Source organism: Brevibacillus ginsengisoli (genome assembly GCF_050113715.1).
Taxonomy (GTDB): domain Bacteria; phylum Bacillota; class Bacilli; order Brevibacillales; family Brevibacillaceae; genus Brevibacillus_H; species Brevibacillus_H ginsengisoli.
Window position 1 is genome coordinate 272,006 of the sequence record NZ_JBNJQR010000002.1, and the last position, 25,812, is coordinate 297,817.

A 25,812-nucleotide genomic window follows, 5' to 3' on the forward strand; every position below is an offset into this window, starting at 1 on the left:
TATCTAGATATAAAATTACTTAAAAACGCATGATTGTCCCGTTCGTTTGGGAATGATCATGCGTTTTTCGTGATAGAGAAATAACACTATTTTGTCGTTCCCATCCCCGAAATGGTTGCTTTTACATGTACCTTCACATCTGCTTTCGAAAAGGTATCCCCCCACCGATTCTTCACTGATTTCCACTGCTCGTATTCGTAAGCGCGAGCATACAATCCGAACCCGATCGGGTCGATTTTAGCTGATTGTATTTTGTGTATCAGTTTGTTCATTCGTTTTACCATTTCCTTTTCGATATCCCGCTCCAGCTTTTTCGATTCTTTTCTGACATCCAGCTTAAACATACGCTCCGTTAGAATTACTCTCATTTTGACCCGAATGTCGAATTTGAACTTGTCCTGCGCATAATCGGTTTTGGTTTTGACGGAAATGTCATTAGCAGAAAAACTGTAGATATTCGCCGGAAAAATCTTGCCAGGTGGTTGATCGGGTGCTTGAAATGTAAAGGGAAATTCCCCTTTGGTTTGATGCTGAAGAATATGCAGAAGTTTCGTTTCGGTTGGATCAAGGGAGAGCTTGTACTCGTCCTGCTCTCCAAGCAATGCGGTTCCAGTGACTAATAGCCTCTCTTTTTTCTGCAGCTCGGTTATGCTTGCGGTTTTGCCCTTCTCGAATGCATCACGCCGCAAATCCTGCAGGCTTGTTTTCACAGTGATATTGCGACGATGAGCAGTATCAATCAGTTTTGACAGATAGAGTGGAAGACGCGGTTTGTCTTTTGGCAAAAATTTAATCACATCGTAGGCGTTCCCGTTCACCATTACGATTCTTCCGGTGATCGAATTTTTAGGATCTCGAAGAAAGGGTTCCAGCAACTTTAACCAGTGCTTATGCTTTATTAAACTTTTTCCAATCAAAATCGCCTGTACTTTTCCACCGGTTGTCAAAGCCATAAAGGTTTTGTCGGCTTCCTCCCTCTGTTCTCGCATGGAAGGCGCCGGCGTTATGTATATCTCCTCCTTGATCTTCGCTTCCCGACTAAAAACAGGGCTTGAGTTCGAAAAGATCAGATTGTTTTTTTCATCAAGGTCAATACCAACCAAAAGCGACAAGGATACATCTTCTATATCGGTCCTGTCCATACACCCTGTTGTCAACAATGTCAGAGACAGGAAGCCAATCAACATTTTTTTCATCCGACTTTTCCCCTCCGTAAAAGCTCAAAACCTCGGACATAGAGATACAGGATGACAGGTAACGCATACATGACCACCAGTGCAGCTTTGGTTAATACTTTTGTCCAGCTCTCGCTTAGAATCCAAGTTGGATTAATCACATAGACACAGACAATCGCCAATAAGAAATAGATGGCGGTGTGCTTGCTGTGATCCTGTTTATTCAGTATTTGAGAGCTAGAAAAAACCGTACAGTAAATGTAGACGACCCATGCTTTGGATACCACCAATAAATAAATGGCGAGAAAGATCATATCGAACCGCTCCAGAAAACGAAACTCGATATTTTTGAGCAAGCTCAAAACAGGTTGATTCAAAGATGTTATTCCGTCAGGCGTAAAAAAAATGAAACATACGATGGTCACGTACAAATAATAGAGCATCGTGAGTGTATTCGCGATCAGAAACCCGTGTATCGCGTATTTTTTCTTTTGCAAAAACGGATAAAGAAAAAAGAGGGCCTCGATTCCGGCATAGGCAAAAACCGTATTGGTCAATCCTTTTACCACAGGTCCCCAACCTTCCTTGAGTACGGGAAGCAGATGAAGATGATTGCCTTTCCCCAAGGGAATGAGCATAACAAGCGGCATCCACATCGTTAAATAAAAGATCAGTTCAACATACCGACCTTGAACGCGTACTCCATTTCGAACGACAAGGAAACTCGGTATAGCGAAAAGAAACACCACCAAATAGGCGGGTGTTTTCGTCAAAAACCATGACTTAATGTAGAGCATCGAGTTGACCATAATGTCCAGGCCAAAAAAGGCAAAGTAGGCAAGCAAAGGGAGGAGAAGCAGTTTACCGAACCATTTCCCAAATAAATAGCCGAATAGGTCAGGAAGCGTAAAGTCCGGGTACTTACGAAGCGTCAGTAGCATGAGACACCCCGCCAAACAATTAATCACCCAAGCTATGACAATACAAATCCATCCATCCGTTCCACTTGTTTCAGCGACCGTTCTCGGAAGCGACAATACACCGGTTCCCACTTGGGCCGAATGGAGAAGAAATATATACTGAATCAGAGTGATTTCGTTCATGGCGTATTTCCTCATGATTGCTTCTCCTTTGAGCGTTTTGCGTCAATCTTGATTTCTTGGATTGGTCTCGCGCTTTGCGGACGTCTGAACATTGCCCATAACGGTAACCGAATGAACGTATCCTTCATATCTTTCAAGCGAAAGGGAGCAAGAGGGCTGCCATAAGGAGTCCCAAGTGATTCCAAGGATACCAGATGGGCAATCAGAGTCATATAGCCGATGACGATACCGACAATTCCAAACCAAGAGGCCATCAACATCATCGGAAACCGCAGCAACCTGACTGCTGTCCCCATGTCATAACTAGGGATGATGAAAGAAGCGATAGCGGTTGAGGCAACCACAATGACCATGATGTTACTGACGATCCCCACCGAAACGGCTGCCTGACCGACAACGATGCCGCCAACGATGCCAATCGTTTGTCCAACAGGCGCAGGTAGTCGGATACCAGCCTCTCGCATCATTTCTAGCATAATTTCCATCAACATGGCTTCCAAAAGCGGCGGAAACGGTACCCGTGACCTAGATTCGGCGATCGACAAGAACAATTGAAGAGGAATCACCTCATAATTAAAGGAGATAAATGAAATGTAAACGGCCGGCAAAAACAAAGCCATCAAAAAAGCAAAAAAACGAAGAAGTCGAATAAACGATGCAATCAGCCAGCGCATGCTGTAATCGTCCACACTCTGGAAAAAAGAGGTGAATGTACCCGGTGCTACAATTACACTGGGGGAGCGGTCCACAACAACAACAAAGCGACCTTGAAGAATTTGAGAGACGGCAGTATCCGGCCGCTCTGTCAGCATGAATTGCGGGAACGGCGAATACCAATTGTCCTCGATATATTCGGAGAGTTCCCCTGTATTGAGCACACCGTCCACATTGATCATTTCAATTCGTGATTCCAGTTCTTGAAGAACTTCCGATTTGGCGACATCTTCGAGATAAACGACCCAGACTTTTGTTCTTGTCCGCCTGCCTATGATATGTTCTTTGATCCGAAGTTCCCGATTCGGAATGTATCTTCGAATGAGGGCAATATTTTGCATGCCGGTTTCCAGGAATCCTTGATGTGCGCCTTTAAGCGAGCTTTCTAACTGCGGGTCCTCAATGGAACGTTGCGGCCAACCCGCTGTATCGTACACCCATGCTTGTTTTTGCCCTTCAATAAACAGCACGCTTTCTCCCTGCAATATAGCGTTTTCCACATCATTCCAGAACGACACAGTATAATAGTTACTGATTGTCGGCAGAGGAGAACCATTCACTTGTGGCGCATCGTAGATCATCGGGTGCAAAATGTTTGTGTTCAACGACGTTTTATCTGTTAATCCGTCAAGATAGACCAGCGCAAATCGTGTCTGGTTAGAACCCGCAGCAAATTGGTAGATGATTAAATCAGGTGACGCTGGGAACGTTCGTTTGATTTCTTCTATATTATCGAATAACTCCATAGAAATAGGACGGTATTCCTCAATAGGATCCGTTTGCAGGTTCATTTTCCCCAATTTTTTTCTTTGTTGATTTATTTTTTTTCTGAAAAAATGGGTGAAAAAGTACATAGGAGTCCTTTCCATTCGTTAATGAAATAATTGGCATTCATTAGTATGGTAAAAAACTAGCATCCTATACGACTTCGTCATCGACTTGTCGCTCTGAGATTTCCAGTGGGCTCGTACAAATGACGGAAAATTACAAAAATTCAACCCTCCTAACCTCACTTGATGAGATTCCGCAGCATAGAATGAAGGAAGGTGGTGATGAGCAATGGGCTACTCATTGACTGACTGGGTGATCTATACGATGTGGCTGATTTTTGGATTTATGATCGTTGATTTATTGATCGTCTTGTTTCGATCTTTTTGGCAAGGATCATTTGACCCGGTGTTCGTTCTGGACTACTTGAAAGATATTCTCTACTATATCCTGCCCCTGAACTTGATTATCTCCATGTCCTCGATTGACCCCACCGGATATATCCTGGTGACCTTCTATTTTATTGGAGGAATTGCTGTCATCCTCAAGTACATCTTGGACATTAAAAGAAGATTTAGATCTTGAATGCTACTCGTCAGGCAGCAGACAGCAAGAGGGGTATCGCTCTGCTATAATAGTTAAAATATTCAGATATAGGAGGAGTTCCATGAAGAGCTATCAGTGGATTAAGTGGCGCAAAGTCATTCTCTGGCTCACCATCCTTGTCACGCTCGGCATCATTTTGGTGACAGGTGGACCGACCTACTGGGCTATTGCATGGAGTATTTTTACCCTTCTTTTTCAGTTGCTCTTTGCAATCCTATTTGTCATCATACAGTTCGCTGCGCTCTTTTGGTTTTTGGCACGCGGTCGAACGTATTGGATTTTGCCTGGGGAAACAGGCTCGACGTGGGAGGATTACCGAGGAAACCCCGAAATTGTCGAAAATGCCAAACGGATCGTTACTTTGCTCAAAGGAGTCAAAGAATTCAAGGAGATGGGTGGAGAGGCGATTCGTGGATTGCTTCTCTGCGGGCCTCCTGGTACAGGAAAATCTTATTTGGCACAGGTGATTGCCAACGAAGCACAGGTTCCTTTTGCCTACGCTTCGGCACCGAGCTTTCAAAATATGTTTTTTGGCGTGGGGAATCTCAAAGTAATGGGCTTATATCGGAAGGCCAGGAAGCGGGCCAGAGAATACGGCGCATGTATTATCTTCATCGATGAGATCGATGCCATCGGAATGTCGCGTCAAGCGGGCGGAATGGGTGGAGGAATGTTTGGGATGGGAGGTGCGGGTCTGTTAAATGAACTGCTGCTACAGATGGATCCCCCAAACATTGACAACACCAAAATTGCCAAGCTGCTGCGGTCCCTTGGATTACGTCGAAAAAAGGCGGAGCGTCCAGCCGTCATGACGATCGCTGCAACGAACCTCCCAGATATCCTGGATACCGCACTGCTCCGCCCTGGCCGTTTCGATCGTCAGCTTTGGGTCGATTCTCCAGACTATGATGGTCGGGTGGATGTGTTCCAGTACTATCTCAAAAGAGTAAAGCATGATGAGACGTTGACTCCTGAGAAAACGGCACTCGACACGATTGGGTACAGTCCGGCGCAAATCAAACACATCGTCAACGAGTCGGTTGTGATCGCTCATCAGCGGGGAGCACAGGTTGCCAGTTATGAAGACTTCCGCGCCGCCATGGAGACGTATGAGTGGGGGATCAAGCAGCCTCTCAGATCCATGAGTGAAGACGAAAAGCGCAACGTCGCCTACCATGAAGCCGGTCACGCAGTCGCGCAGTTTATGTTGAAACCCCATGAACGTGTCTGGAAAGTTACCATTATACGTCGTGGTGGAGCGCTCGGACTGGCTGCCACTAAGCCGACTCATGAACGATATAACCGTAGCGACAGTGAGATTCTGGCGGAAATAAAGGTATGTCTTGCTGCCCGCGCGGTTGAAGAAGAATTCTTGGGGAAAAAATTAAACGGAGTGACATCAGACCTGAAACATGCGACAGAATTGGCAGGGGCTTATCTTGGCCTCGTCGGCATGGGGGATGAGCTGTTTAGCTGGCTTGCGTCCGGTTCTCGAAATGACGGACTCAAGGCGCTTCGGCCGAAAATCAACGAGTTACTGAATGAGCAATTACTCCAAGTGAAACAGCTAGTACGGGATTATGCCGATTTCGTCCACGCGATCGCGGGTGATCTGTTAAAGCGCGGTGATCTAACGGGTGAGGAAATTGAGCAGATCTATCAACAGTTGTACGGTCAAAACAAGCCCAATTCGGCGCAAGATTCGTCAGATGAGTAAGGATTTCTTTAGATAAAAAGGAGCCGGGGTAAGTAAATTCCGGCTCTTTTTTTGATATCTGATCGATAAAAAAGCAAGAAAGGTGTAACCATTAGCGGATGATGTTTCATACAACTATTGTATATTCGCCTGAGTATTCAAGTAGTTGACGGTCTGACCCGTTCGCTATTGTAGCTCCGAAGTATATTCGCCTAGGGTCACTAACTTCATGACGGAGGTTGTAAAAATGGATGATTTCAAAAAAGATCTTAAAAAGTTGAAGGTTGACAGTTTTCAAGGTGGAAGTGTAAATCCTTGGGACAATGAAGCCCAGAAAGATGCCGTTTTGGTTCAAAGAAGATGCGGTCGTTGCAGTTGTTCTTGCAGATCCTGTAGTTGTTCTTGCAGTTGTTCCTGCAGTTGTTCTTGTAGTTGTTCCTGCAGTTGTTCCTGCAGTTGTTCTTGCAGTTGTTCCTGCAGTTGTTCTTGTAGTTGTTCCTGCAGTTGTTTTTGTTTTGTTATTACCATATGAAGTCGTTGATCTCGTTTAATAAAAGCTTCTAAAGGAATGCCTGGGAATAAAGGTAGCCTCTGCATGGGTAAGAAATTATCTGGCAGGGGCTTCTTTTAAAAGATATAGCATGACGGACAAATTGCAGTACATAAGATTACTGTGAAAGTGATGTGTTTTGATAATGACTCAGAGTAAGGAGGCGTGACATGACAAACTTGAACCCTTCTATGCGTCTGAAAGTGAAAAGGGACACGTTTTTTCTTCCAGATCCAAATGGCAGCGTGTATTTTCGGAACAACGTTGGTTCATTCCGCATGGAAGGCAGCGGGATCGATCAGTGGATTGAAAAACTGTTGCCGGTGTTCAATGGCGAACACACTTTGGAGGATTTGACAGACGGATTGCCCGACGAATACCGGGATCGGGTGTTTGAAATCGCAGAAAACTTATTTAAAAACGGTTTCGTTCAGGATGTGAGTCAAGATCTTCCGCATCAATTGACGAACAAAGTTCTTCACCAGTATGCTTCTCAGATTGAATTTTTGAATAATTCCACCGACTCTGGCGCTTACCGATTTCAATCCTATCGTCAAGCTAAAGTGTTGACGGTAGGCTCTGGTCCTTTTTTTGTCTCCCTGGTTGCGGCGCTGCTGGATTCCGGCTTACCGAAGTTCCACATGCTAATTACTGATGCGGTGCCTACCAATCGACAGCGGATAGAAGAACTGGTGGCCCATGCTCGCCAAAAGGACGCCGAAGTAGCAATTGAGGAGCTTATCCCGCAGGAAAAGGGAGAGAGTTCTTGGCGGGAGGCTGTGCAGCCGTTTGATTCGATATTGTATGTCTCGCAGGATGGTGATGTAGAGGAACTGCAGGTTCTTGATAGGGTTTGCACGGAGGAGGGTAAGGTACTACTCCCCGCCATGTGCCTGCAGCAAGTAGGTTTGGCAGGTCCACTGATACATCCAGACGCTAATGGATGTTGGGAGTCGGCGTGGCGTCGAATCCACCAATCCGCGATCTGTAAAGACCCGCAGCTGCACACTTTCTCATCCACAGCAGGAGCGATGCTTGCGAATGTGATCGTGTTTGAATTGTTCAAAATGGTTACAGGTGTGACCAAATCTGAAATGAAGAATCATGTATTTCTGCTTGATCTGGAGACGTTGGAAGGAAGCTGGCATTCGTTTTTGCCCCATCCTTTAGTGAAACAACAAACTGAGGTCAATTGGATTGAAAATCTCAATTCTCTCCTTGAACAGAATTCGGTCAAAAGTGAGTCAAATGGATCGATTCCTTTCTTCACTATGTTGACATCTTCTAAAACAGGGATATTCCATATCTGTGAGGAAGGGGACTTGAACCAGCTTCCGTTGGCCCAATGCCGTATTCAGGCAGTCGACCCGCTGTCGGAAGGACCTGCTCTCTTATTGCCAGAGATGGTTTGTACAGGTATGACACATGTGGAAGCGCGAAGAGAAGCGGGGCTGACCGGACTTGAAGCGTATCTAGCGCGTATGGTTGAACCACTGGTAGAACCACATGAATTTGTCGGTGTCGGAGTGGGAGAAAACATTGCGGAGGGTATATGCCGTGGTTTGCAAAAATGCTTGTATGAAGAACTGGGCAAACAGCAAAATGATCAAAACCCCCATGTCACTCCAATAAAAACCACAGTTGAAGATGAACATTGTCAGTTTTACTTGCAAGCATTGACCACGTTGCAGGGAGCACCGATGATCGGCTTGGGAGCGGAGGTGTTTGGCTTTCCTGTTGTTTGGGTCGGAACGAGCGACTACTGGTATGGCAGTGTCGGATTGAATGTAACAATGGCTTTGCGTAGGTCGTTGCAACAGGCACTGTTTAAGGCACAAAACAAAGCGGAACTCCTTATGCCGCAATCATTGAAGGTTTCATCCGTTCGTTTAAATCATAACGAGCCACAAAGCTTGGTGATTCCTTCGATTGAAGAAGCGACTCAAACGGAGGTCTTGCAGACTGCCCTACAGATATTGAAACAAAATCATAAGCGGATCTGCCTACTCGATCTGGCGCTGGAACCATTTTTGAAAGAGGAAATGGCCGGAGTGTTTGGCGTTTTGTTACGAGAGGAGGTGTCCCAGTGAGCTCTGTCGTTATGATTGTCGGAGAAGGGCTTTTGGCGAACTACGTATGTGGAGCGTTGTCTGATCAATACCAAGTTGTTCGTCAGCCCGATTTGCAGGCAGGAGTTTCGAAAGAGATTAGCTTGGCTCTGCTATTGAATGACGCCTGGAACCCCTCCGTTCATCAAGAGGCGGAAGAGGTGTTCCAGTCTTCGGGAATCGCATGGCTACGCGGTTTCGTTTCATTTGGTGAGGGCATAGTCGGGCCGCTGGTTCGCCCAGGGACGCCGGGGTGTTCCCAATGTGCAGACCTGCGACAGCTCATGGCGGGGCGTGACCGTAAGGAGATGTGGGAGCTGCAACAGAGACTCGAGGAGTACGGGGGAATGTTCCATGATGCTTGGGCATCGCACTCTGGACTTTTGCAGATGACTCACCTGCTCGTAGCGGAGGCGCAGAGGGTGTTGACAGGTGGTCAGGCACGCACGGAAGGACGAGTGTTTTTCATTCACTTACAAACGCTAAAGAGCTCACTTCACTTCTTTCTGCCTGAACCGTCTTGTAAAGCTTGCGGTCAATTACCAGATGATTCTTCGTTGGCAGCCAGCATTTCGCTACAACCAAATACGAAGATCAATGTTGACAGTTACCGTTGCCGTCCAATGAATGAACTAAAGAAGGTACTGAATAAAGACTATTTTGATCATCGGATAGGCTTTTTGAATGGGAAAATGCGTGACCTCATGTCTACGTTTGCCGATGTGAGTGTAAATCTGCCGTTGTTCAGAGGTGACGAGTCAACAGCAGGACGGACTCATTGTTATGCGGTTAGCGAGGCGACAGCCATTTTGGAGGGCTTGGAGCGGTACTGTGGCATGACACCCCGTGGCAAACGGACCGTGATCCATGACAGTTTCCGTAATCTGGCTGATCAAGCACTCGATCCCGTCAAGGTTGGGTTGCATACCAAGGAACAATATGAGATCCCTGGTTTTCCCTTCACACCGTTTGATCCTGACCGACCTATCAATTGGGTGTGGGGTTATTCATTTTTGCAAGAACGTCCGATTTTGATTCCGGAGTCGCTTGCCTATTACAGTTTGGGCTGTGGTCAAGGGTTAGTCTATGAGACTTCCAACGGATGCGCGTTAGGCGGAAGCTTGGAAGAGGCTATTTTTTACGGAATTTTGGAAGTAGTAGAGCGTGATTCGTTCCTAATGACTTGGTACGCACAACTACCTCTCCCTCGTCTTGATCCATATTCCGCCAATGACCAAGAATTGCGTTTGATGGTCGAACGTTTACAGGCGGTGGCAGTATATGATGTCTATTTGTTTAACGCGACGATGGAGAATGGGATTCCAAGCGTCTGGACGTTGGCGAAAAACAGGAAACAGAAGGGTGTGAATCTGATTTGTGCGGGTGGAGCCCATCCGGATCCTGTACGCGCGGTAAAGAGCTCGTTGCATGAGGTGGCAGCCATGCTGCTGTCACTTGACGAGAAACTCGAGACAAACCGGGAGGAATATGAGCGTATGCTTCAGGATCCGTTCCTGGTGCGGAAGATGGAGGACCACTCAATGCTGTACGCATTACCCGAAGCAGAGGTGCACCTCCAATTTTTACTGAATGAAAATCGTCCATTGCGTACGTTCGAAGAGGAATACAAGCAGAGTGTTAAGCATGCCGATCTAACAGATGATTTGAAGGACATCCTCCAGTCGTTTTGCCAATTGAATCTCGATGTGATTGTGGTAGACCAGACGACACCCGAAATCTTACGAAACGGACTGCATTGCGTGAAAGTACTGATTCCAGGGATGTTGCCGATGACGTTCGGACATCATTTTACCCGCGTGACGGGACTGGAGAGGGTACTACATGTGCCGGTGGAACTTGGGTATACGAAGGAACCGTTAACCTTTGAACAGCTCAATCCACATCCACATCCGTTTCCATAAGGCCTGACGAGGAGGGAAAAGGATGAATTTGGATGAATTTCTGTACAATCTCCATTTTGACACTGACAAGGCTAGACCTCTGGACTTTGAGGTGGATTGGGAAGATGCGCCACTTCCATTTAAGCTCTACCGTGGACTGCCTGTGATTCCATTTTCTGCAGAAGTACCGCTTACACTCGTAAAACGAGAGGCACCCGTGAAGCCTGACCTGCACGAAATCGGGCATTTTCTCTGGTACGTATTCGGACTCACTCAATTCAGCCAGTCCGTCCCAGAATCGGACTTCCCAGAATCAGTTTTTAGTCCGATGCAGTCGTACCGTCGGTTTGTTCCCTCCGGTGGTGCGCTGTATCCTAACGAGTTATATATTTATCTGAAACTTGAGGATTTTTCGCCGGGAATTTATCATTATGATGTCTCACACCACCGGTTGGTGTTGTTGCGTAAAGGAAATTTTGACTCCTATATCGCCCAGGCTTTGGGGAATCGCTGTGACACTTCGGCATGTTTTGGCACTGTTTTTGTGTCGACCATGTTTTGGAAAAATTTCTATAAATACCATAATTTTTCCTATCGCCTGCAAGGACAAGATACTGGCGTCCTGATCGGACAAATGGTAGAAGTTGCGAAACGGTTTGGCTATGAATCGGGCGTGTACTTCCAGTTTCTTGATCGGGCAATCAACCATCTGCTTGGGGTGCTCGAACAAGAAGAAAGTGTATATGCGGTCATTCCACTGTCAATTGAGTCCGGGATCACATGGTTTGGGAAGTGTAATGACGAAGATCGGATGGTTACTGCTATTGAAATGTGCCGGGAGTTGCCTGCGATTCAGCATGACCACTACGTTCAATCACGGAGGGCCATCGAGTATCCGATGCTGATAAAAATGAACGAAGCGTCAATGTTGGAATCGGTGCAATCGTTTCGGCAGATTGAAGGGGAGAAGGAGTTTGTCTCTGAGGGCCATGCGGTCAATCTGCCACATGTGAAGCCCTTGACTTACGATCTGGCATCAGTTTGTCAAAAGAGGTTTTCACCTGGAATGAATTTTGTTTTAGGCAATGTAAGCCAAACACAACTAGCCACTTTGTTGCAAGAGGTGTCCGCTTCCTTCGCTTATCGTAATGATTTGGATGAAGAATACACGTACCCCCAATCACGTGTCTCACTGAATTGCTGTTTGTATAACGTAGAGGGCATTCCTGCAGGAGCTTACCACTATGACAATGCCTCTCATACATTGCGGCAGGTACGACTTGGAGATCAGAGGTTCTGGCTGCAAAAGGGAATGTACATGGAGAATGTAAATCTTTTTCAGGTGCCGCTATGTTTTCATGTTTCAGGGGCGAAGGATCACCTGATACCGACACTGGGATATAGAGGATATCGTATTCAACAGATGGAAGCGGGTATGCTCGTGCAACATTTACTGTTGACGGCGACTGCGATCGGGATGGGAGGGCACCCGCTCCTCGGATTTGATTCGAATACCAGTGATGAGATCTACCAGATGGGTCCGCTTGGAAAAACCAGCTTGATTCAGATCCCGGTGGGTCCCCATCGGATTAGCTCCCGGTTGGAGGGAGGCTTGCATAGCTAGGAGCGCATGAAGCTATTCCATTCTCATGGAGTGGCTTCTTTTCATTTTTGCTAGTAGGTTGATCCTTCATGTTCGATCTACGGATGGAGTGAATAAATCAACCTGTGGATGGACTCCGATTCGGCCGCAGTCGATTAAACTGATCATGTACCCCAAATATAGGAAGAGGAAAGGGTGTAACATGACCAGTTATTTCATTATTACGGCTATTGTTATATTGTTAATGCTCAGGGAGAAAGAAATTCGTCCTTCCCGTTTATGGATCACACCGGCACTTTTCGTATACTTGATCTTTTCAAGCTTGACCCAGATCGACTTGAATGGAGGCAACCTGTTATTGTATTTGATCTCCCTGGTTGTCGGGCTTGTGATTGGCGCATGGAGAGGCAAGTTGGAGAAGGTGCAAATACACCCTGTTACGGGTAAAGCGACCTCAAAAGGCTCCTTTGCCGGAGTCGTCATTTTCTTGATTGTTATGCTGCTTCGCTTGCTTGTGAGCAGTTGGGGAGCGCATCACGCCCTACTATTCTTAAGCACCGCATTGTTGTTTATCCCGCTTGGCAGCGTCATTGCTCGCCGTTACGTCATTTACATGAAGTACAAACAGCTTGTGGGCTAAAGTCACTAGATTTGTTGCATCCGTTATAATAATATAAACAACAACTTACTAGAATGAGGATCGTATATGCATATCAAACAGCAACTTGCAGAGGCAGGACAATTCATGTCCAACCGTATTCGAACCATTTTTTTAAGCTTCATTTTGTTGTACATCTTCGTAGGGACGATGAAAACAGCCTCGTTGCCGGACATGGCGGCGGGGCTGTTGGTCGGCGTCGCTTATCTGGCTCTTCTTTGGAAGCCTGGTTGGCTGAGGGAAGCCCGCGCTCGCACTTTTGCTGTAATCGGTATATGGTTGTTGACAGTACTGTATGGGGTTCTGTTCGATGCCTGGAGCACAGCCGTCTCCCTTGTATTCTATCTTGTTGGCTATACGGCCTTGCGGCTTGAGAATAATCTGTCCGTCCTGTTGACGATCGTAATAATTTCAGTGGATACGGTGATTTTCTTCTTGCGGCAAGAGCAGCCAAACATGATGATCGATTATCTAATCGTAAGTATTGGCATTTACGTATTGTTCTGGGGATCGAGAATGAAGCGGGAAGCAACTATAGCAAGCAAACGGCACTATGAACAATTGCGCGAGGTTCACGCAGAATTGGAGCAAGCACATAAGGAGCTTCAGAAGACTCACAGTGAATTGGAGGATGCTACTGTTCGGTTGCTTGGGTTTGCTGTTCTGGAAGAGAGAAACCGGATTTCCCGCGATCTTCATGACAGTATCGGACATGGCTTAACATCCGTAATCGTTCAGCTTCAAGCATTGCCGTATATAATGAAGACGGATGCCGCAGAAGCAGATGTTTCTCTCAAAACCGCTCTTGAAGTGGCCCGTCGCTGCTTGCAAGACGTACGTACGGTCGTTCACCAGATGGCTGTTGACGATGCGGGGCTCGGCTTGATTGCTGTTCAAAGTTTGGTGAAGCAAGTTCGGGAGCAGGGCGGCTTAGACATCGCGCTCGTCGTTAACGGACAGGTTAGCAAGTGGAATCCGGAAATTTCCGAATCGATGTACCGGATACTTCAAGAGGCGCTTACTAACGTCATTCGTCATGCGCATGCTTCACAAGTTGAGGTTGCCGTCTCTGAAAGCGAAGATGAGTTGACGATGATGGTGACCGATGACGGGGTATGGATGAACGGTACCCAAATTTCACTCGGTTTTGGGCTATCCAGCATGAAGGCGAGAAGCGAGAGGGCAGGCGGATCATTATGGATTCAACAGGTAGTTCCCCATGGTATGAGGCTTATTGTGAAGATGCCGCTACGCGATAAGGATTGGCAAACGGAAGGTGGAGGAAAATGAAGGAGCAATCGATTCGGGTCATTGTTGTGGACGATCAGCATCTGGTCCGACACGGTTTGCGGTTTATCATTAACGCTCAGGAGGACATGGAAGTAGTAGGGGAAGCGGCTGGCGGGCACGAGGCTGTTCTTTTAGCAAAACGAGTCCGTCCCCAAATAGTGCTGATGGACGTTCAAATGCCAGAGGGGGGTGGAATAGAGGCAACACGTGAAATAATAGCCTCTATTCCGGATTGCAAGGTGATTATTCTGACCACGTTCGATCAGGAAGACTATGTATACGACGGCATACGTTCGGGAGCGGTCGGGTATCTTCTCAAGGACGCGACACCGGAAGAACTCCTTGATGCGGTTCGAGCCGCATGGAGGGGGGAAGCGATTTTTCGGACGGCTGTTGCCGCCAAAGTCATTGGTCAGGTCCTCCGTTCATCCGATGCTCTTCAAGTAACGGATCTGACTTCTTCCGCTTTGCCTTTCGAACCTTTTACGGAGAGGGAAATGGAAGTGCTGCAGCAGATGGCGCACGGTTTACGCAACGAAGAAATCGCCAACAAACTTCATATTGGTGAAAGTACAGTCAAGACGCATGTTCACCGCATCCTTCAGAAGTTTGGTGTTGAAGATCGGACACAAGCGGTCGTCATTGCGATCCGTAATCGAATTGTAAAATAGCTGATTGCATCTCGGGCACTAACACCTTCGTTAGTGTCTTTTTCATTGTTTGGCATTGATTCTTGACTCTCCCCTTAACTGGAAAGTTATACTCGGTAAAGAAAGAGGAGAATCGAAGTTATCATGCCAGGAGGTTTACATGTTTAAAATCAGCGAGTTTTCGAAGATCAGCCAAGTGTCCGTCAAGACACTTCGATATTACGACCAATTGAGTTTGCTTAAGCCGGCTCATACCGACAAATTTACAGGGTACCGGTATTACTCAGCTGACCAAATGTTTCAACTGAATCGAATATTAGCCTATAAAGAATTGGGCTTCTCTTTGGATCAAATTCGCAAGATGGTGAACGAACAAATCCCGCTAGAAGAAATCAGGGGGATGTTTCGCGTCAAACAGAACGAGATTCAGTCAATTCTGGATAATGAACAGGCCAGACTTACTCGAATCATGGACCGGCTGAATGCCATTGAGATTGAGGGTGCGAACAAGAGCGCTCACGATGTCATTCTGAAAGAAGTCGAGCCTCAACTTGTGCTGTCTTACCGCCAAAGAGCTTCGTTTGGACAAATTCCTGAACTCTTCCAACAACTAGACGCTTATATTGGAGACATTGGTCAGCCATCTTCGTCTTCCATTGTGCTTTGGCACGGCTGTGAGAATTGCGAGGACAATATCGACATCGAAGTAGCCCGTCCGCTTACCGTTGAAATACCGAGCACTCCTCTCTATATAGTTAAGCGGTTACCGGCGGTTCCAATGATGGCTACGCTGGTCCATATCTGCCGGACGAAGAGTCAATGCACAGCGAGTACAGAATTGGCTTTATGGATCGAACGAAACGGTTATCGAATGAAAGAGAATGAGCCGAGGCGTGAAATCTGTATTCCTCATGAAATAAAAATCGATGATCCGGATTCTTACGTGGCCGAGATCCAAATAGCCGTCGAAAGAATTTGATGAAGGACACGAGGAAGGGGAGCTTCAACTTTGACGAAACAACAAAAGCTATTGGTTTTCAATTTCTTTTTATTAACCTTCGTGTTAGGAACAAGTGAATTTGTTATTGTCGGGTTATTAAATGATGTGTCATCCGGATTAAGAATCTCGATCTCAACAGCAGGAACGCTTGTATCTGCCTTTGCCATTTCTTTTGCAGTAGGTACGCCAATTTTGACGGCCATATTCAGTAGGTTCCACAAGTACCCACTCATGCTTGGTTTGATCACGGTCTTTATTGGAGGCAATATCATTACCGCTCTATCCGAGTCGTATGTGCTGATTCTTGTTTCCAGAATAATCACTGCCCTTGTCACCGGGGTCTTGATCTCACTTGCCATGGCGGTCGCCAGCGAAACGGTGCCTGCTGAGAAGCGGGGTAAGGTCATATCAATTATTTTTTTGGGTTTTACAATCGCCAGTGTAATCGGAGTGCCGCTTGGGACATCTATCGGACAATGGGGCGGTTGGCATATGACTTTTTGGTTTACCGCTCTATTGGGTGTTATTTCTTTCGTCGCAAGCTCAGCGACAATACCTAGAGGGTTAATGGGAACGAAGAGTTCATTCGCGAAGCAAGCTGGTTTATTAATCAATCCACGTATTGTCTTAGCCTTTTTTATTCCGGCTTTAAGCATCGCCGCTACCTATACCGTATACACATATCTAACCCCTTTGCTTCAAGCGGTACTTTTCGTGCCGGGTCGGTATATTAGTCTAGTCTTTTTACTTTACGGAGTTGTTACCATATTCAGCACGTTAATCGGCGGAAAAATAGCAACTCGCAACGGGATTGGAAAGTTGCGGTTCATCTTTCTTATTCAAGCTGCCATTCTCACGTCGCTTTACCTTTCCGCCAATTCGATTGTCACGGGATTGGTTAGTATTTCATTCATTGCCCTTGCCATGTATACGATGACTTCCACGATGCAAGTGTATTTCCTTGATTTGGCCGATAAACATTTTCCTACCGCTAAAGATTTGGCTTCCTCATTGACTCCCGTGTCGGTAAACGTCGGAATCGCGTTAGGATCGGCTCTTGGGGGATTTGTCACACAGAACAAGGAATTAATCGATGTTTCTTGGGTCGGGGGGATCGTTGCAGTAACTGCATCATTGCTGACCTTTATCAGCTACAGTTTTGATCGGAAAAAGTCAGTTATAAACGGTAAATATGTCTGCGCAAAAGTAGACCCTAAGAGAGTAACCAATTGATTTCTGAATGGTCAGTCGAGAAGCACTTATTACTTCGAACCATGTAACTGTATTCCATTGAACCTGATAGTTAAACAAGCCGGAGTGTGTTTAAAAACATGCGCTTCGGTTTGTTTTTTTTGTAGACATCATTCTGATTCGCAATTACAAATTATAGACAGAACCAGGTTGACAAATGATGGAATGTAGATTAGCATGAATTTAACATTTAGTAAATCACTGAATTAGTAAATTAGTAAATCGGTAATAATTAAAGTAGTAAATCATCGAATGGAGCGTGTAGAAAAATGAAAATCCCAACAACCCTAAAACATAAACCAGTTGTCGTATCGGAAAATTATGAGCAGGTTGACGGCCGATACGCGCGGAACACGGACGCAAAAGGTCTTTCCTTAGGATTGGCTCAGTGGAATGATCGGGGAAAGGTCGACATTTCGGCAAAAGTATGGAGATACACAGGTGAAAAATGGTCAAGGCAGTCCGAAGAGCTTCCAATGCACCGTGTTCTTGACCTTGCCATTTTGATTTGCAGAACGAACTTATACTTTCAGGATGCCTATCGGTTCCCGAAAATGTATGACCCTGATCAGACCTTGATTGATCGCATTGGGCTGCAAGGGGACGCAATGAGTGTCTCCGTTTGTACAGAAAATCCGATGATTGATCAAGATATTCAGCTGTTCTCACAGGCTCTTAGCGAGGATGGAGAAATGATCGGAGAAAGACTTCGTGTATTATCCAGGATTTTAAAAGATATGGGATATTAAACTCTTTGAAAGGGAGAAAGGATATGAACAACTGTGAAGAATATTACTTGTCCCCTACAAGACAATTGACGGATGTAGAACAAGAGCTTATTTGGAAAAAACCGTTATCTCATAAGATCAGCGAGGAAGAACTGCGCATTTGTAAAGAAGTCAAACGGAATTGGAATCGCGGGGAAATGAAAATCGCCAATATTTTGTTAGAGGGTGACGCAGGATCGGGTAAAACTCAACTGGCAAAAGCATTGTCGTCTAATTTTGGGCTGCCCTATACCAAAGTGACCTGTTTCGCCGATATGGACAAATCAGATATTATTGGGGCCATTTTGCCGGTTCTTTCATCTGAGCAATTAGATAAGTTGGAGCCTTCTGAGCAAACCGTTTTGAAAGCATTGTATGAGAGTGATGGATTTCAAAGCGCTGCTGAAATATTGATGAACGTGCTTGGAATTACACAGGAACAGGCCGCCATAAAGATGAAGCAATTATTGAAGATGGTTACGCAAAACACCACGGATGAAGTGGTTGAGTATCGATTTTACCCATCCGAAATCGTCAGAGCCTATGAAAAAGGGTACCTCTTGGAAATACAAGAGCCGACCGTTATTCGGGATGCCGCGGTGCTAATGGCACTCAACTCCGCTTTAGAGCTAGACGGCAGCATTAACCTTCCTACAGAAATCATTGGCAGACACCCAGATTTCATAGCGGTCATCACAACAAACCGTAGTTATGCAGGAACCAGACCGCTAAACGAAGCACTGCGGGACAGAGTTCAGCATACGGAAAAGATGGATCTGCCAACGAAAGAAATCATGATAGAACGGGCAATATCCAAAACAGGTTATCAGGATGAACAGGTGTTGGGTGTCTTAGCAGATATCATTATTGTTTTGGACAGAACTGCCCGTGCTAATGCGATTAAAGGCGTGGCTGGAATGCGCTCATTCTTCTACTGGGCGGATGCGGTTGCCAGTGGTGCTTCAGCAAAAGAATCTCTTTACCACAAAGTTATCTACAAGATCACAACCGATTCCGAGGAAATCAAACTTTTGGAAGAAGCGTTGAAAAACCATGGTTTGTTAACGGAGTTAGATCAAGTGGAGAGTGAAAGTAAAAAAAAAGAATATCCGATGAGCCAGTTGAGATAAGAACATGGGGAGGTAGCGATGACACTGATTTTGACCACAACAAGAGGGATGAGGAACAGGGAATCGCTTTGAAAAAATCCGCGGATAGTGAAGATAGCACAACCGAAGTCTCTGATGATTTCACCGATCTGAAAAGTTCAGATACGGGAGAGGATGGTACTCTCCAATACCATCAGGCGAATCCTGAAATAATGGAAGAAGAAGCGAAACAAAAAGAACGAAGTTTCCGTAAAAAGCTGAATCGCGACGCAAGGGAAGCAGTGTCCGATTCTATTCATCAGAGGGTTAAGCTCATTGTTCACCGTCCCGATTACAGTATGGAATCCCAGGAGGAATATCTCCGTCTAAGTAGGGAACTCATGCCTGTTATACAGCAGATTGCAAGAAAGACGCTCCCACTGTTGGAACATGAGAATTCTGTTGAATTTGCGAGAAATCAATATTATGGAAGCAAATTTCATGCAGATAGTGTTGCTTATCGGGATTATCGGTATTTTGCCAAGAAGCTACCTCCAACTGAATCCCCCTCCCTTGTGGTCGGTCTAAGGGTAGATGAATCAGCTTCCATGTCTGCTTTTGGGAGAGTAGAAGCTGCAAAGCGCGCTGTGATCGCTGTATACGAATTTTGTCAAATGTGTCATATTCCGATTGTAATATATGGGGATACAGCGGATGTTTCCAAACTGGAGCAGATGTCGATTTATGCCTATACCGATTATGATAAAGCAGATCCCAATGATCGATTCAGACTCATGGGGATTCGAGCCAGAAGTAATAACCGTGATGGAATGGCTCTTCGAATTATGGCAGATCGACTAGCGGGCTCACCACAACAGACCAAATTATTGATCAGCATAAGTGATGGGCAACCAAAAGCAATGGATGATTACACTGGAAGTTACGCAATCAAAGACATGCAACTAACCATCGCCGAATATGAACGTAAAGGAATTACATTTCTTGCAGCGGCAATAGGCCAGGACAAGGATGTCATTAATCAAATCTATGGGAATGATAGATTTTTGGATATTACCAATCTGACAGAGCTGCCGGCAAAGCTAGTTCGGCTCATCGCTCGGTATTTGTGATCGTATGCCAATCTGACAAACATATGGGTGGCAGAAACCTATCGCTTTCATAGCATAGGTTTTTTCTTTTTATCAGGGTATGTGAAACTCTAATTCTTCTAATTTTATACAAAAGGTATTATATGCTAATCTTGATAGTAGTTGGTTTTGCTTTTTGGAGGTGCTTATGACTATCAATAGTAGATTGCCTGATCAGGTCAAGGACATACTGGATGTATATTTTAATAGGTTCCAATCAAATTTCCCAGATTTGCTTGAAGCTTTTCATCTATACGGTTCTGTATCATTAGGAGCATTTATTGAAGGCTTGAGCGATATTGATTTTGTTGCTGTTGTACAGCGAAATCTCAGCGAAGCGGATCTTGCCATTCTCAAACAAATACATCGAGAGATTCAAAGGAAATATCCCAGAACCAGTCTGGATGGAATCTATATAACGAAGGAAGCTATAGAGGGCTTGAACATTGAGGCTGCAAGGTCTTGCCTCTATTTTAACGATGGGAAGTTTCGAGGCGTTAAAGAATTCCATCAAAACTCAATTGACGCCTACCAATTGAAGAATTTCGGAATCCCGATCATCGGAATGGAACCTCAAAAATATAACTTCTTAATTGATTGGGACCTGCTCATTCATCATATGTGGAATAATCTCAATACCTACTGGGTTCATTGGAAAAATAAATGTGAAGGGCCACTGTCTATCCAATACGTAGGTTTATATCTAAGTCCCCACATGATTGAGTGGGGTGTTCTGGGAGTATCACGTTTATTTTATTCTTTCAAAGAAAATGGCATAACCTCTAAAGTTGGAGCAGGTGAGTATGCCTTACAAAACGTGCCAGAAAGGTGGCACAAAATTATTCATGAATCCATGCGATTGCGAAAGGGAATGTCAAAATCATATTATTCATCTATTTTTGATAGAAGAAACGATGCATTGGCTTATATGGAGTATCTAATTCAAGAGAGTAACTTCCTATTAAGTAAATAAAGCAAATGACACGATGAGGCATGAAACCCCTTTTTGTTACAGCACGTCAAAGAGGCTTGGCTATCCGGTGCATTCTCATCTTTCGTTCATACGTTATTGGTAGAAAAACCGACAAGGTGGATGAGCCATGGGCAGAACGAAGATGAAGAAATACAAATGCATGATCGGATCAAAAAATCTGGCTTCTCACGTACCGGAGACACGATGGATGACGAAAACCAATGTCTTCAATCTTGTGACGAAATATGGCCAGGTAATCCTCAAACCGCTTGGCGGAAGCCGGGGCAGAGGGATTATCCGCGTTGCACGGCTTGGAGATGGTCATTATCAGATTCACAGGGAAAATCAAAAGCGGATTTTGCATGGCCAAGATCAGATGTACAGCTTTCTGAAAAGAAAGACCGGAGGCAGCACTTACCTTGTTCAGCAGAGAGTCCCGCTTGCAACCGTTCAGGGTCGTCCTTTTGACATCAGGGTTATTGTGCAGCGAAGAAGCGTTTCAAAAGAGTGGAACGTTACCGGGATCGTTACCAAAGTAGCTGGCCAAGGGTATATCGTCACCAATATTACGAGAAGCAAAGGGACACTGTTGTCAATCGGCACTGCGTTACATCGATCTTCATTGAGTGGCCATTCCCGGGAACTCCTTATATCCAGGATCAAAAGGCTCGCTTTGCTAACGGCAAAGAGACTTGGCAAAATCTATCCACACCAGCGTATTTATGGAATGGATATCGGGCTGGATAAGAACGGACATGCGTGGATGATCGAAGCAAACCGAAAGCCGTTAATGTCCCACTTTCTCAAATTGAAGGACAAAAGCATGTATCGGCGAATTCAGGCGTATAAAAAGGGTTAAAAAAAGCGGGATGCTTCTAAATTCCTGTGTTGATAGATCCTATTCATTCTCATACCTATTTGGGTATGAGTTTTATTTTTTTCTGTGTATGCTAAGCTTGGTGTATTCCAAAAAAAACCAATTAGACACATAAATTCATTAGTTTGAAAGAGGTGGATTTTATGGAAAAACACATTTTTTTTGCCCATAGCGGTGGGGCACAAGGGAGCCCAGGTCAAGGGAGTTTTAACTTGGTTGAGTGGTTACGATGTTCACTTGAAGAGGAGTGTGTAATACATGATCCGATCATCGAAAAGCCGGAAGAACCCACTTATGGTATGTGGAAAGCAATGTTTGACAAGGAGTTTACAAATTTAGCGGGGGAAGTCATTCTAATCGGTCACTCTTTAGGTGGCTCTATGCTTTTGAAATATCTCTCCGAAGTAAAGACCGAGTTACAGATAAAGGCGCTCTTTCTAATTGCTATACCATTTTGGGGTGAAGGTGGCTGGAGTGTGGGCGATTTTGAATTGAAGAACCATTTTTCAAAACATCTGCCTGTGTTACCAACTGTTCACTTCTTTCATAGCTGTGACGATAAAAATGTCCCTTTTCAACATGTGGAATTATACAAAAGTCATTTTCCAAATGCTATCATTCATAAACTAAACGGTAATGACCACGCCTTTGCTGATGGATTACCAGAACTTGTTGAGCAAATCAATCTAGTACGTCTCAATTCTGAAATAATCGAGACAAAAAAAGAATTATTACAAGTCATATCATTGTTTAACGATACTGATATAGATACGATTCCTACTTCTGGTGGGTGGAGTGCTGGGCAAATATTGGAACATATAACAAAAGCCGTGTCACCAGAAATATTGTATGGTATGGTGAAAAAATCCGATAGGCGGCAGAATGAAAAGGTAAAAGCTATTAAAAGAGATTTCTTAGATTTTAATTCGAAAATGAAATCCCCGGACTTTATTGAACCAACAGAGTCCATTCACTATATTGAAGATATACTTTTAAAAATTGAGAAGAAGTTTGAAGCACTTATTGAAGCTTCAAATACACTTGACTTGTCAGAAACCTGTATAGAGTTTACTTTACCTGTATACGGTGAATTTACCAGATTAGAATGGATCTATTTTTTTATGTACCATATCCAACGTCATACAAACCAATTAATAAAAGTGTCAGAATTAAAATGAAAACTTAATGGAAATCCATAATGCGGAATTGGCGTATGAACTGGAGCCTACACATAATGTGTAGGTTTTTACTTGTCTTTGGGTATGATAGGATAATTATAAAACATTCCAAAATACATGGAGGTGGTGCCCCATGACAACGAACAATACACCCAATAGAAGTGAACCACAATGAGCAATATTAAAGTAAAAAGAATCTATGAAGAATTAGAGCAAACAGACGGAATGCGGATCCTTGTGGACCGTCTTTGGCCCAGAGGGGTAACGAAGGAAGAGGCCTCATCCTCTTATAAAGCACGGGTTTTCCCCGTTTTTTAGGATCCTTGGTTATTGTTTATTTCAATGATAATTTTGTTACATTAATTTAGGAGAAATCAGCTCGGTTTGAGAGAATACTTCGCTGGCAGTGATGAGGTCAGGGGAGAGGTCCCCCTAAACTCCAAACAAAAAAGCAAACCCTATCGTCGTATAGTGATATTATCCCCTCCAAGTAGACAGTGAAAAAAGACCAAGTAGAAATTCTTGGTGATACACTGTTTCTTGGAGGGGATTTTCTTTGGCTAAAAAAGGACAGCGATTTGAAAAATACTCGGAAGAGTTAAAGATGAAGGCTGTAGAGATGTATTTACATGGTGGGAAAGGTTATCAATCCGTTGCAGATGCACTAGGAATACGGAATGCCAGTCAAGTTAAAGCGTGGGTAAAGAAACAACAAAATCATGAAACATTACAGGATCAACGGGGGAAACACGCAGCCTCTCATCCCTTTATTGGTCGACCTCGGACTAAGTTTTCCAGCATTGAGGAAGAACGGGATTATCTGAAAGCGCAGGTTGAATTCCTAAAAAAGCGCAATCCAAATCTACTCGGGGAGGAATAATTCCGAAAGTAAATCGCTTTGAAATCATATCTTCTCTAAGCAACATTTACCCGATTACGTGGTTGGTAGAAATCGCAAAAGTATCCCGTGCGGGATTCTATAAATGGAAGAGCACCGAAGGATTGCGTGTAGAACGTCACTATGAAGAGATGAACCTAAAGGAACACATTTTATCGATCCACTTGAAGCGACCCTTTTTTGGATATCCACGGATACATATCGCTTTGAAGAAAGAGGGGTTCATCGTCAATCACAAACGAGTTTATCGCCTGATGAAAGAACTCCATATTCAGTCAACCATCCGTAAGAAGCGACGTTATTACAGTAAAAAGGCATCCGTAGTTCATCCAAACCGTGTGGCTAGAAATTTCAAAATAGAACAACCTAATCGATTGTTTGCAACGGATATTACATATATCGCCTTAGTGGACAAGTTCTATTTTTTGTCCGCTATCCAAGACCTTTTTAATAACGAGATTGTTGCTTGGAAAGTCTCCAAAAGAAATGATCTGCAGCTGGTTTTAGACACCACAGAGGAGCTTTATAAACAAAGAGACGTGCAGGGGGCCATTCTCCATTCGGATCAAGGCTTCCAATACACGTCCCAACAATACAATCGACGGCTCGAAGAGTACGGACTTCTAGGCAGCCATTCTCATAAAGGAAATTGCCTAGACAACGCATGTATTGAGTCCTTCTTCTCTCATCTTAAGACCGAAACATCATACTTTTCGCACTGTAAAACAGAAGAAGAACTCTTTCAAGCCATTGATAAATACATTTGGTTCTATAACCACGAACGTTTCCAAAAACGACTAAACCAGTGCGCTCCTGTTGAGTACAGGAACACACTGGCTGCATAGTCTTTTTAGAGTCTGTCTACTTGACAGGGGTAAGTGCATAGAGTCTGCTTTTTCTATATCAAATTTAAACTAACTCACCCAATTCTTTCAATCTAGCAATACGTTCAGGCTCATTGTGAACAAGCCATTGATCAAGAGAAAGCATTTCGTAGGCTTGAGCAAAGTAAGGTTGTGCCTCAATTCGTTTCTCTAAGAACAACAAACATTCTCCTATTTCTTCATACACATATCCGTCCGGATTTTGGATTTTCTCGGATTCCTTCAATAATTCCATTTGGATTTCAAGCGATTTATGAGGCTGATTCATTAAGCGAAGAACCTTGGCAACGCACCATTTTGCAATAAAAATCGTTCCTGCATTACCTTGTTCTTGTCTAAAACGAAGTGCACTTTCAAATAGATCAAGAGCCTCTGCCAAGTTTCCAGCATCCACCTGAGCCCAACCAATATTGTTGTATAATGATCCAAGCCAGCGTTTGGCATCAGGATGTTGTTCAGCATAATGTAGTGCTTTGAGATTCCAAACCATTCTCAGCTCAGGAGTTGACTCAGCAATTCCTAACATGTGTGCTGCATCAACTGCATAATCATCTTCACCATACTCGATTCCAATTTCCCAAGCCTTCAAAAATAATGGCCGTGCTTCTGCTTGCTCAGATGAAGAGTTATACACTCGTCCACGTTCTAATAAATATCGAATTTGTGCTGCTTTCGAAGTATCATCCAACATTTTTTCTACCTGATTTAAGGTTTCATGCGCATCGTAAAAATTTCACTGTAACCCTTGTGTTCGTGCTATTTGGGTCAGTAGCTCTGCAATATAAGCTCGATCAGCAGTATCTTCTAGTTGAGCTAATACACTTCTAAATTTCCGCTCAGTTTCCTCTGGATGATAATAGTCCCACAGCTTATCAAAATCTCTCATATCCCACAGCTCCAGTTCACAATATCTCTTATTATAGGAG

At 44.5% G+C, this 25,812-nt stretch carries 23 protein-coding genes; 18 read left to right on the top strand and 5 right to left on the bottom strand.

Features of this window, described 5'->3' with window-relative positions:
• Positions 1-86: 86 nt before the first annotated feature.
• The 3 genes from ACQCN2_RS04895 to ACQCN2_RS04905 are packed head-to-tail and all read right to left on the bottom strand — an operon-like array spanning position 87 to position 3,846.
• A complete protein-coding gene (locus ACQCN2_RS04895) occupies positions 87-1,196 on the bottom strand; it encodes a Ger(x)C family spore germination protein (protein WP_426927774.1) in 1,110 nt (369 codons plus the stop codon).
• A complete protein-coding gene (locus ACQCN2_RS04900; RefSeq protein WP_426927775.1) occupies positions 1,193-2,293 on the bottom strand; it encodes a GerAB/ArcD/ProY family transporter in 1,101 nt (366 codons plus the stop codon). Before ACQCN2_RS04900 ends, ACQCN2_RS04895 begins: the two co-directional genes overlap by 4 nt.
• A complete protein-coding gene (locus ACQCN2_RS04905; RefSeq protein ID WP_426927776.1) occupies positions 2,290-3,846 on the bottom strand; it encodes a spore germination protein in 1,557 nt (518 codons plus the stop codon). Before ACQCN2_RS04905 ends, ACQCN2_RS04900 begins: the two co-directional genes overlap by 4 nt.
• Before the next feature lie 205 nt (positions 3,847-4,051).
• On the opposite strand from ACQCN2_RS04905, the gene ACQCN2_RS04910 reads away from it, so the two are divergent.
• Together ACQCN2_RS04910 and ACQCN2_RS04915 are read left to right on the top strand one after the other, a co-directional pair.
• Positions 4,052-4,345, top strand: a complete 294-nt coding sequence (locus tag ACQCN2_RS04910; protein WP_426927777.1) for a hypothetical protein — start codon at positions 4,052-4,054, stop codon at positions 4,343-4,345.
• An 82-nt stretch (positions 4,346-4,427) separates the two neighbouring features.
• Positions 4,428-6,083, top strand: a complete 1,656-nt coding sequence (locus ACQCN2_RS04915; protein ID WP_426927778.1) for an AAA family ATPase — start codon at positions 4,428-4,430, stop codon at positions 6,081-6,083.
• A gap of 330 nt (positions 6,084-6,413) precedes the next feature.
• Here ACQCN2_RS04915 and ACQCN2_RS04920 read toward each other — a convergent pair whose 3' ends face one another.
• Positions 6,414-6,590, bottom strand: coding sequence for a hypothetical protein (locus ACQCN2_RS04920; RefSeq protein ID WP_426927779.1), 177 nt, complete (start codon positions 6,588-6,590; stop codon positions 6,414-6,416).
• A gap of 192 nt (positions 6,591-6,782) precedes the next feature.
• On the opposite strand from ACQCN2_RS04920, the gene ACQCN2_RS04925 reads away from it, so the two are divergent.
• From ACQCN2_RS04925 to ACQCN2_RS05000, 16 genes are all read left to right on the top strand, one after another.
• A complete protein-coding gene (locus tag ACQCN2_RS04925; RefSeq protein ID WP_426927780.1) occupies positions 6,783-8,702 on the top strand; it encodes a putative thiazole-containing bacteriocin maturation protein in 1,920 nt (639 codons plus the stop codon).
• A complete protein-coding gene (locus tag ACQCN2_RS04930) occupies positions 8,699-10,642 on the top strand; it encodes a TOMM precursor leader peptide-binding protein (RefSeq protein ID WP_426927781.1) in 1,944 nt (647 codons plus the stop codon). Before ACQCN2_RS04925 ends, ACQCN2_RS04930 begins: the two co-directional genes overlap by 4 nt.
• 22 nt (positions 10,643-10,664) lie before the next feature.
• Positions 10,665-12,245: a SagB family peptide dehydrogenase gene (locus tag ACQCN2_RS04935; protein ID WP_426927782.1), complete on the top strand. Its 1,581-nt coding sequence runs from the start codon at positions 10,665-10,667 to the stop codon at positions 12,243-12,245.
• A 181-nt stretch (positions 12,246-12,426) separates the two neighbouring features.
• Entirely contained in the window at positions 12,427-12,864 is a 438-nt protein-coding gene (locus tag ACQCN2_RS04940; protein ID WP_426927783.1) for a CcdC protein domain-containing protein, read from the top strand.
• 66 nt (positions 12,865-12,930) lie between these two features.
• Positions 12,931-14,172 carry a sensor histidine kinase gene (locus tag ACQCN2_RS04945; RefSeq protein ID WP_426927784.1) on the top strand — a complete coding sequence of 414 codons (1,242 nt, stop codon included), beginning with the start codon at positions 12,931-12,933 and terminating at the stop codon, positions 14,170-14,172.
• On the top strand, positions 14,169-14,843 hold the full coding sequence (locus ACQCN2_RS04950) for a response regulator (protein ID WP_426927785.1): 675 nt from the start codon (positions 14,169-14,171) through the stop codon (positions 14,841-14,843). The genes ACQCN2_RS04945 and ACQCN2_RS04950 overlap by 4 nt, the downstream gene beginning before the upstream one ends.
• Positions 14,844-14,982: 139 nt before the next feature.
• Positions 14,983-15,801 carry a MerR family transcriptional regulator gene (locus ACQCN2_RS04955; RefSeq protein ID WP_426927786.1) on the top strand — a complete coding sequence of 273 codons (819 nt, stop codon included), beginning with the start codon at positions 14,983-14,985 and terminating at the stop codon, positions 15,799-15,801.
• A 30-nt stretch (positions 15,802-15,831) separates the two neighbouring features.
• Entirely contained in the window at positions 15,832-17,055 is a 1,224-nt protein-coding gene (locus ACQCN2_RS04960) for an MFS transporter (protein ID WP_426927787.1), read from the top strand.
• A gap of 287 nt (positions 17,056-17,342) precedes the next feature.
• A complete protein-coding gene (locus tag ACQCN2_RS04965) occupies positions 17,343-17,822 on the top strand; it encodes a DUF6530 family protein (protein ID WP_426927788.1) in 480 nt (159 codons plus the stop codon).
• A gap of 23 nt (positions 17,823-17,845) precedes the next feature.
• Complete coding sequence (locus tag ACQCN2_RS04970) at positions 17,846-18,970, top strand: AAA family ATPase (protein WP_426927789.1); 1,125 nt, start codon at positions 17,846-17,848, stop codon at positions 18,968-18,970.
• A gap of 68 nt (positions 18,971-19,038) precedes the next feature.
• Entirely contained in the window at positions 19,039-20,058 is a 1,020-nt protein-coding gene (locus tag ACQCN2_RS04975; protein WP_426927790.1) for a vWA domain-containing protein, read from the top strand.
• Between the two features lie 166 nt (positions 20,059-20,224).
• Complete coding sequence (locus tag ACQCN2_RS04980; RefSeq protein WP_426927791.1) at positions 20,225-21,049, top strand: aminoglycoside adenylyltransferase domain-containing protein; 825 nt, start codon at positions 20,225-20,227, stop codon at positions 21,047-21,049.
• A 127-nt stretch (positions 21,050-21,176) separates the two neighbouring features.
• Entirely contained in the window at positions 21,177-21,908 is a 732-nt protein-coding gene (locus ACQCN2_RS04985; RefSeq protein WP_426927792.1) for a YheC/YheD family protein, read from the top strand.
• Between the two features lie 161 nt (positions 21,909-22,069).
• Positions 22,070-23,104, top strand: coding sequence for a DinB family protein (locus ACQCN2_RS04990; RefSeq protein WP_426927793.1), 1,035 nt, complete (start codon positions 22,070-22,072; stop codon positions 23,102-23,104).
• A gap of 171 nt (positions 23,105-23,275) precedes the next feature.
• Entirely contained in the window at positions 23,276-23,422 is a 147-nt protein-coding gene (locus ACQCN2_RS04995) for a DUF488 family protein, N3 subclade (RefSeq protein ID WP_426927794.1), read from the top strand.
• A gap of 238 nt (positions 23,423-23,660) precedes the next feature.
• Positions 23,661-24,847 (top strand): IS3 family transposase gene (locus ACQCN2_RS05000; RefSeq protein ID WP_426927795.1). Its coding sequence is split into 2 segments (ribosomal slippage): positions 23,661-23,946 and positions 23,946-24,847, totalling 1,188 coding nucleotides; the frame shifts between segments, so codons are not numbered across the junction.
• A 64-nt stretch (positions 24,848-24,911) separates the two neighbouring features.
• On the opposite strand, the gene ACQCN2_RS05005 is transcribed toward ACQCN2_RS05000, so the two are convergent.
• Positions 24,912-25,577: a tetratricopeptide repeat protein gene (locus ACQCN2_RS05005; RefSeq protein ID WP_426927796.1), complete on the bottom strand. Its 666-nt coding sequence runs from the start codon at positions 25,575-25,577 to the stop codon at positions 24,912-24,914.
• Positions 25,578-25,812: the final 235 nt, after the last annotated feature.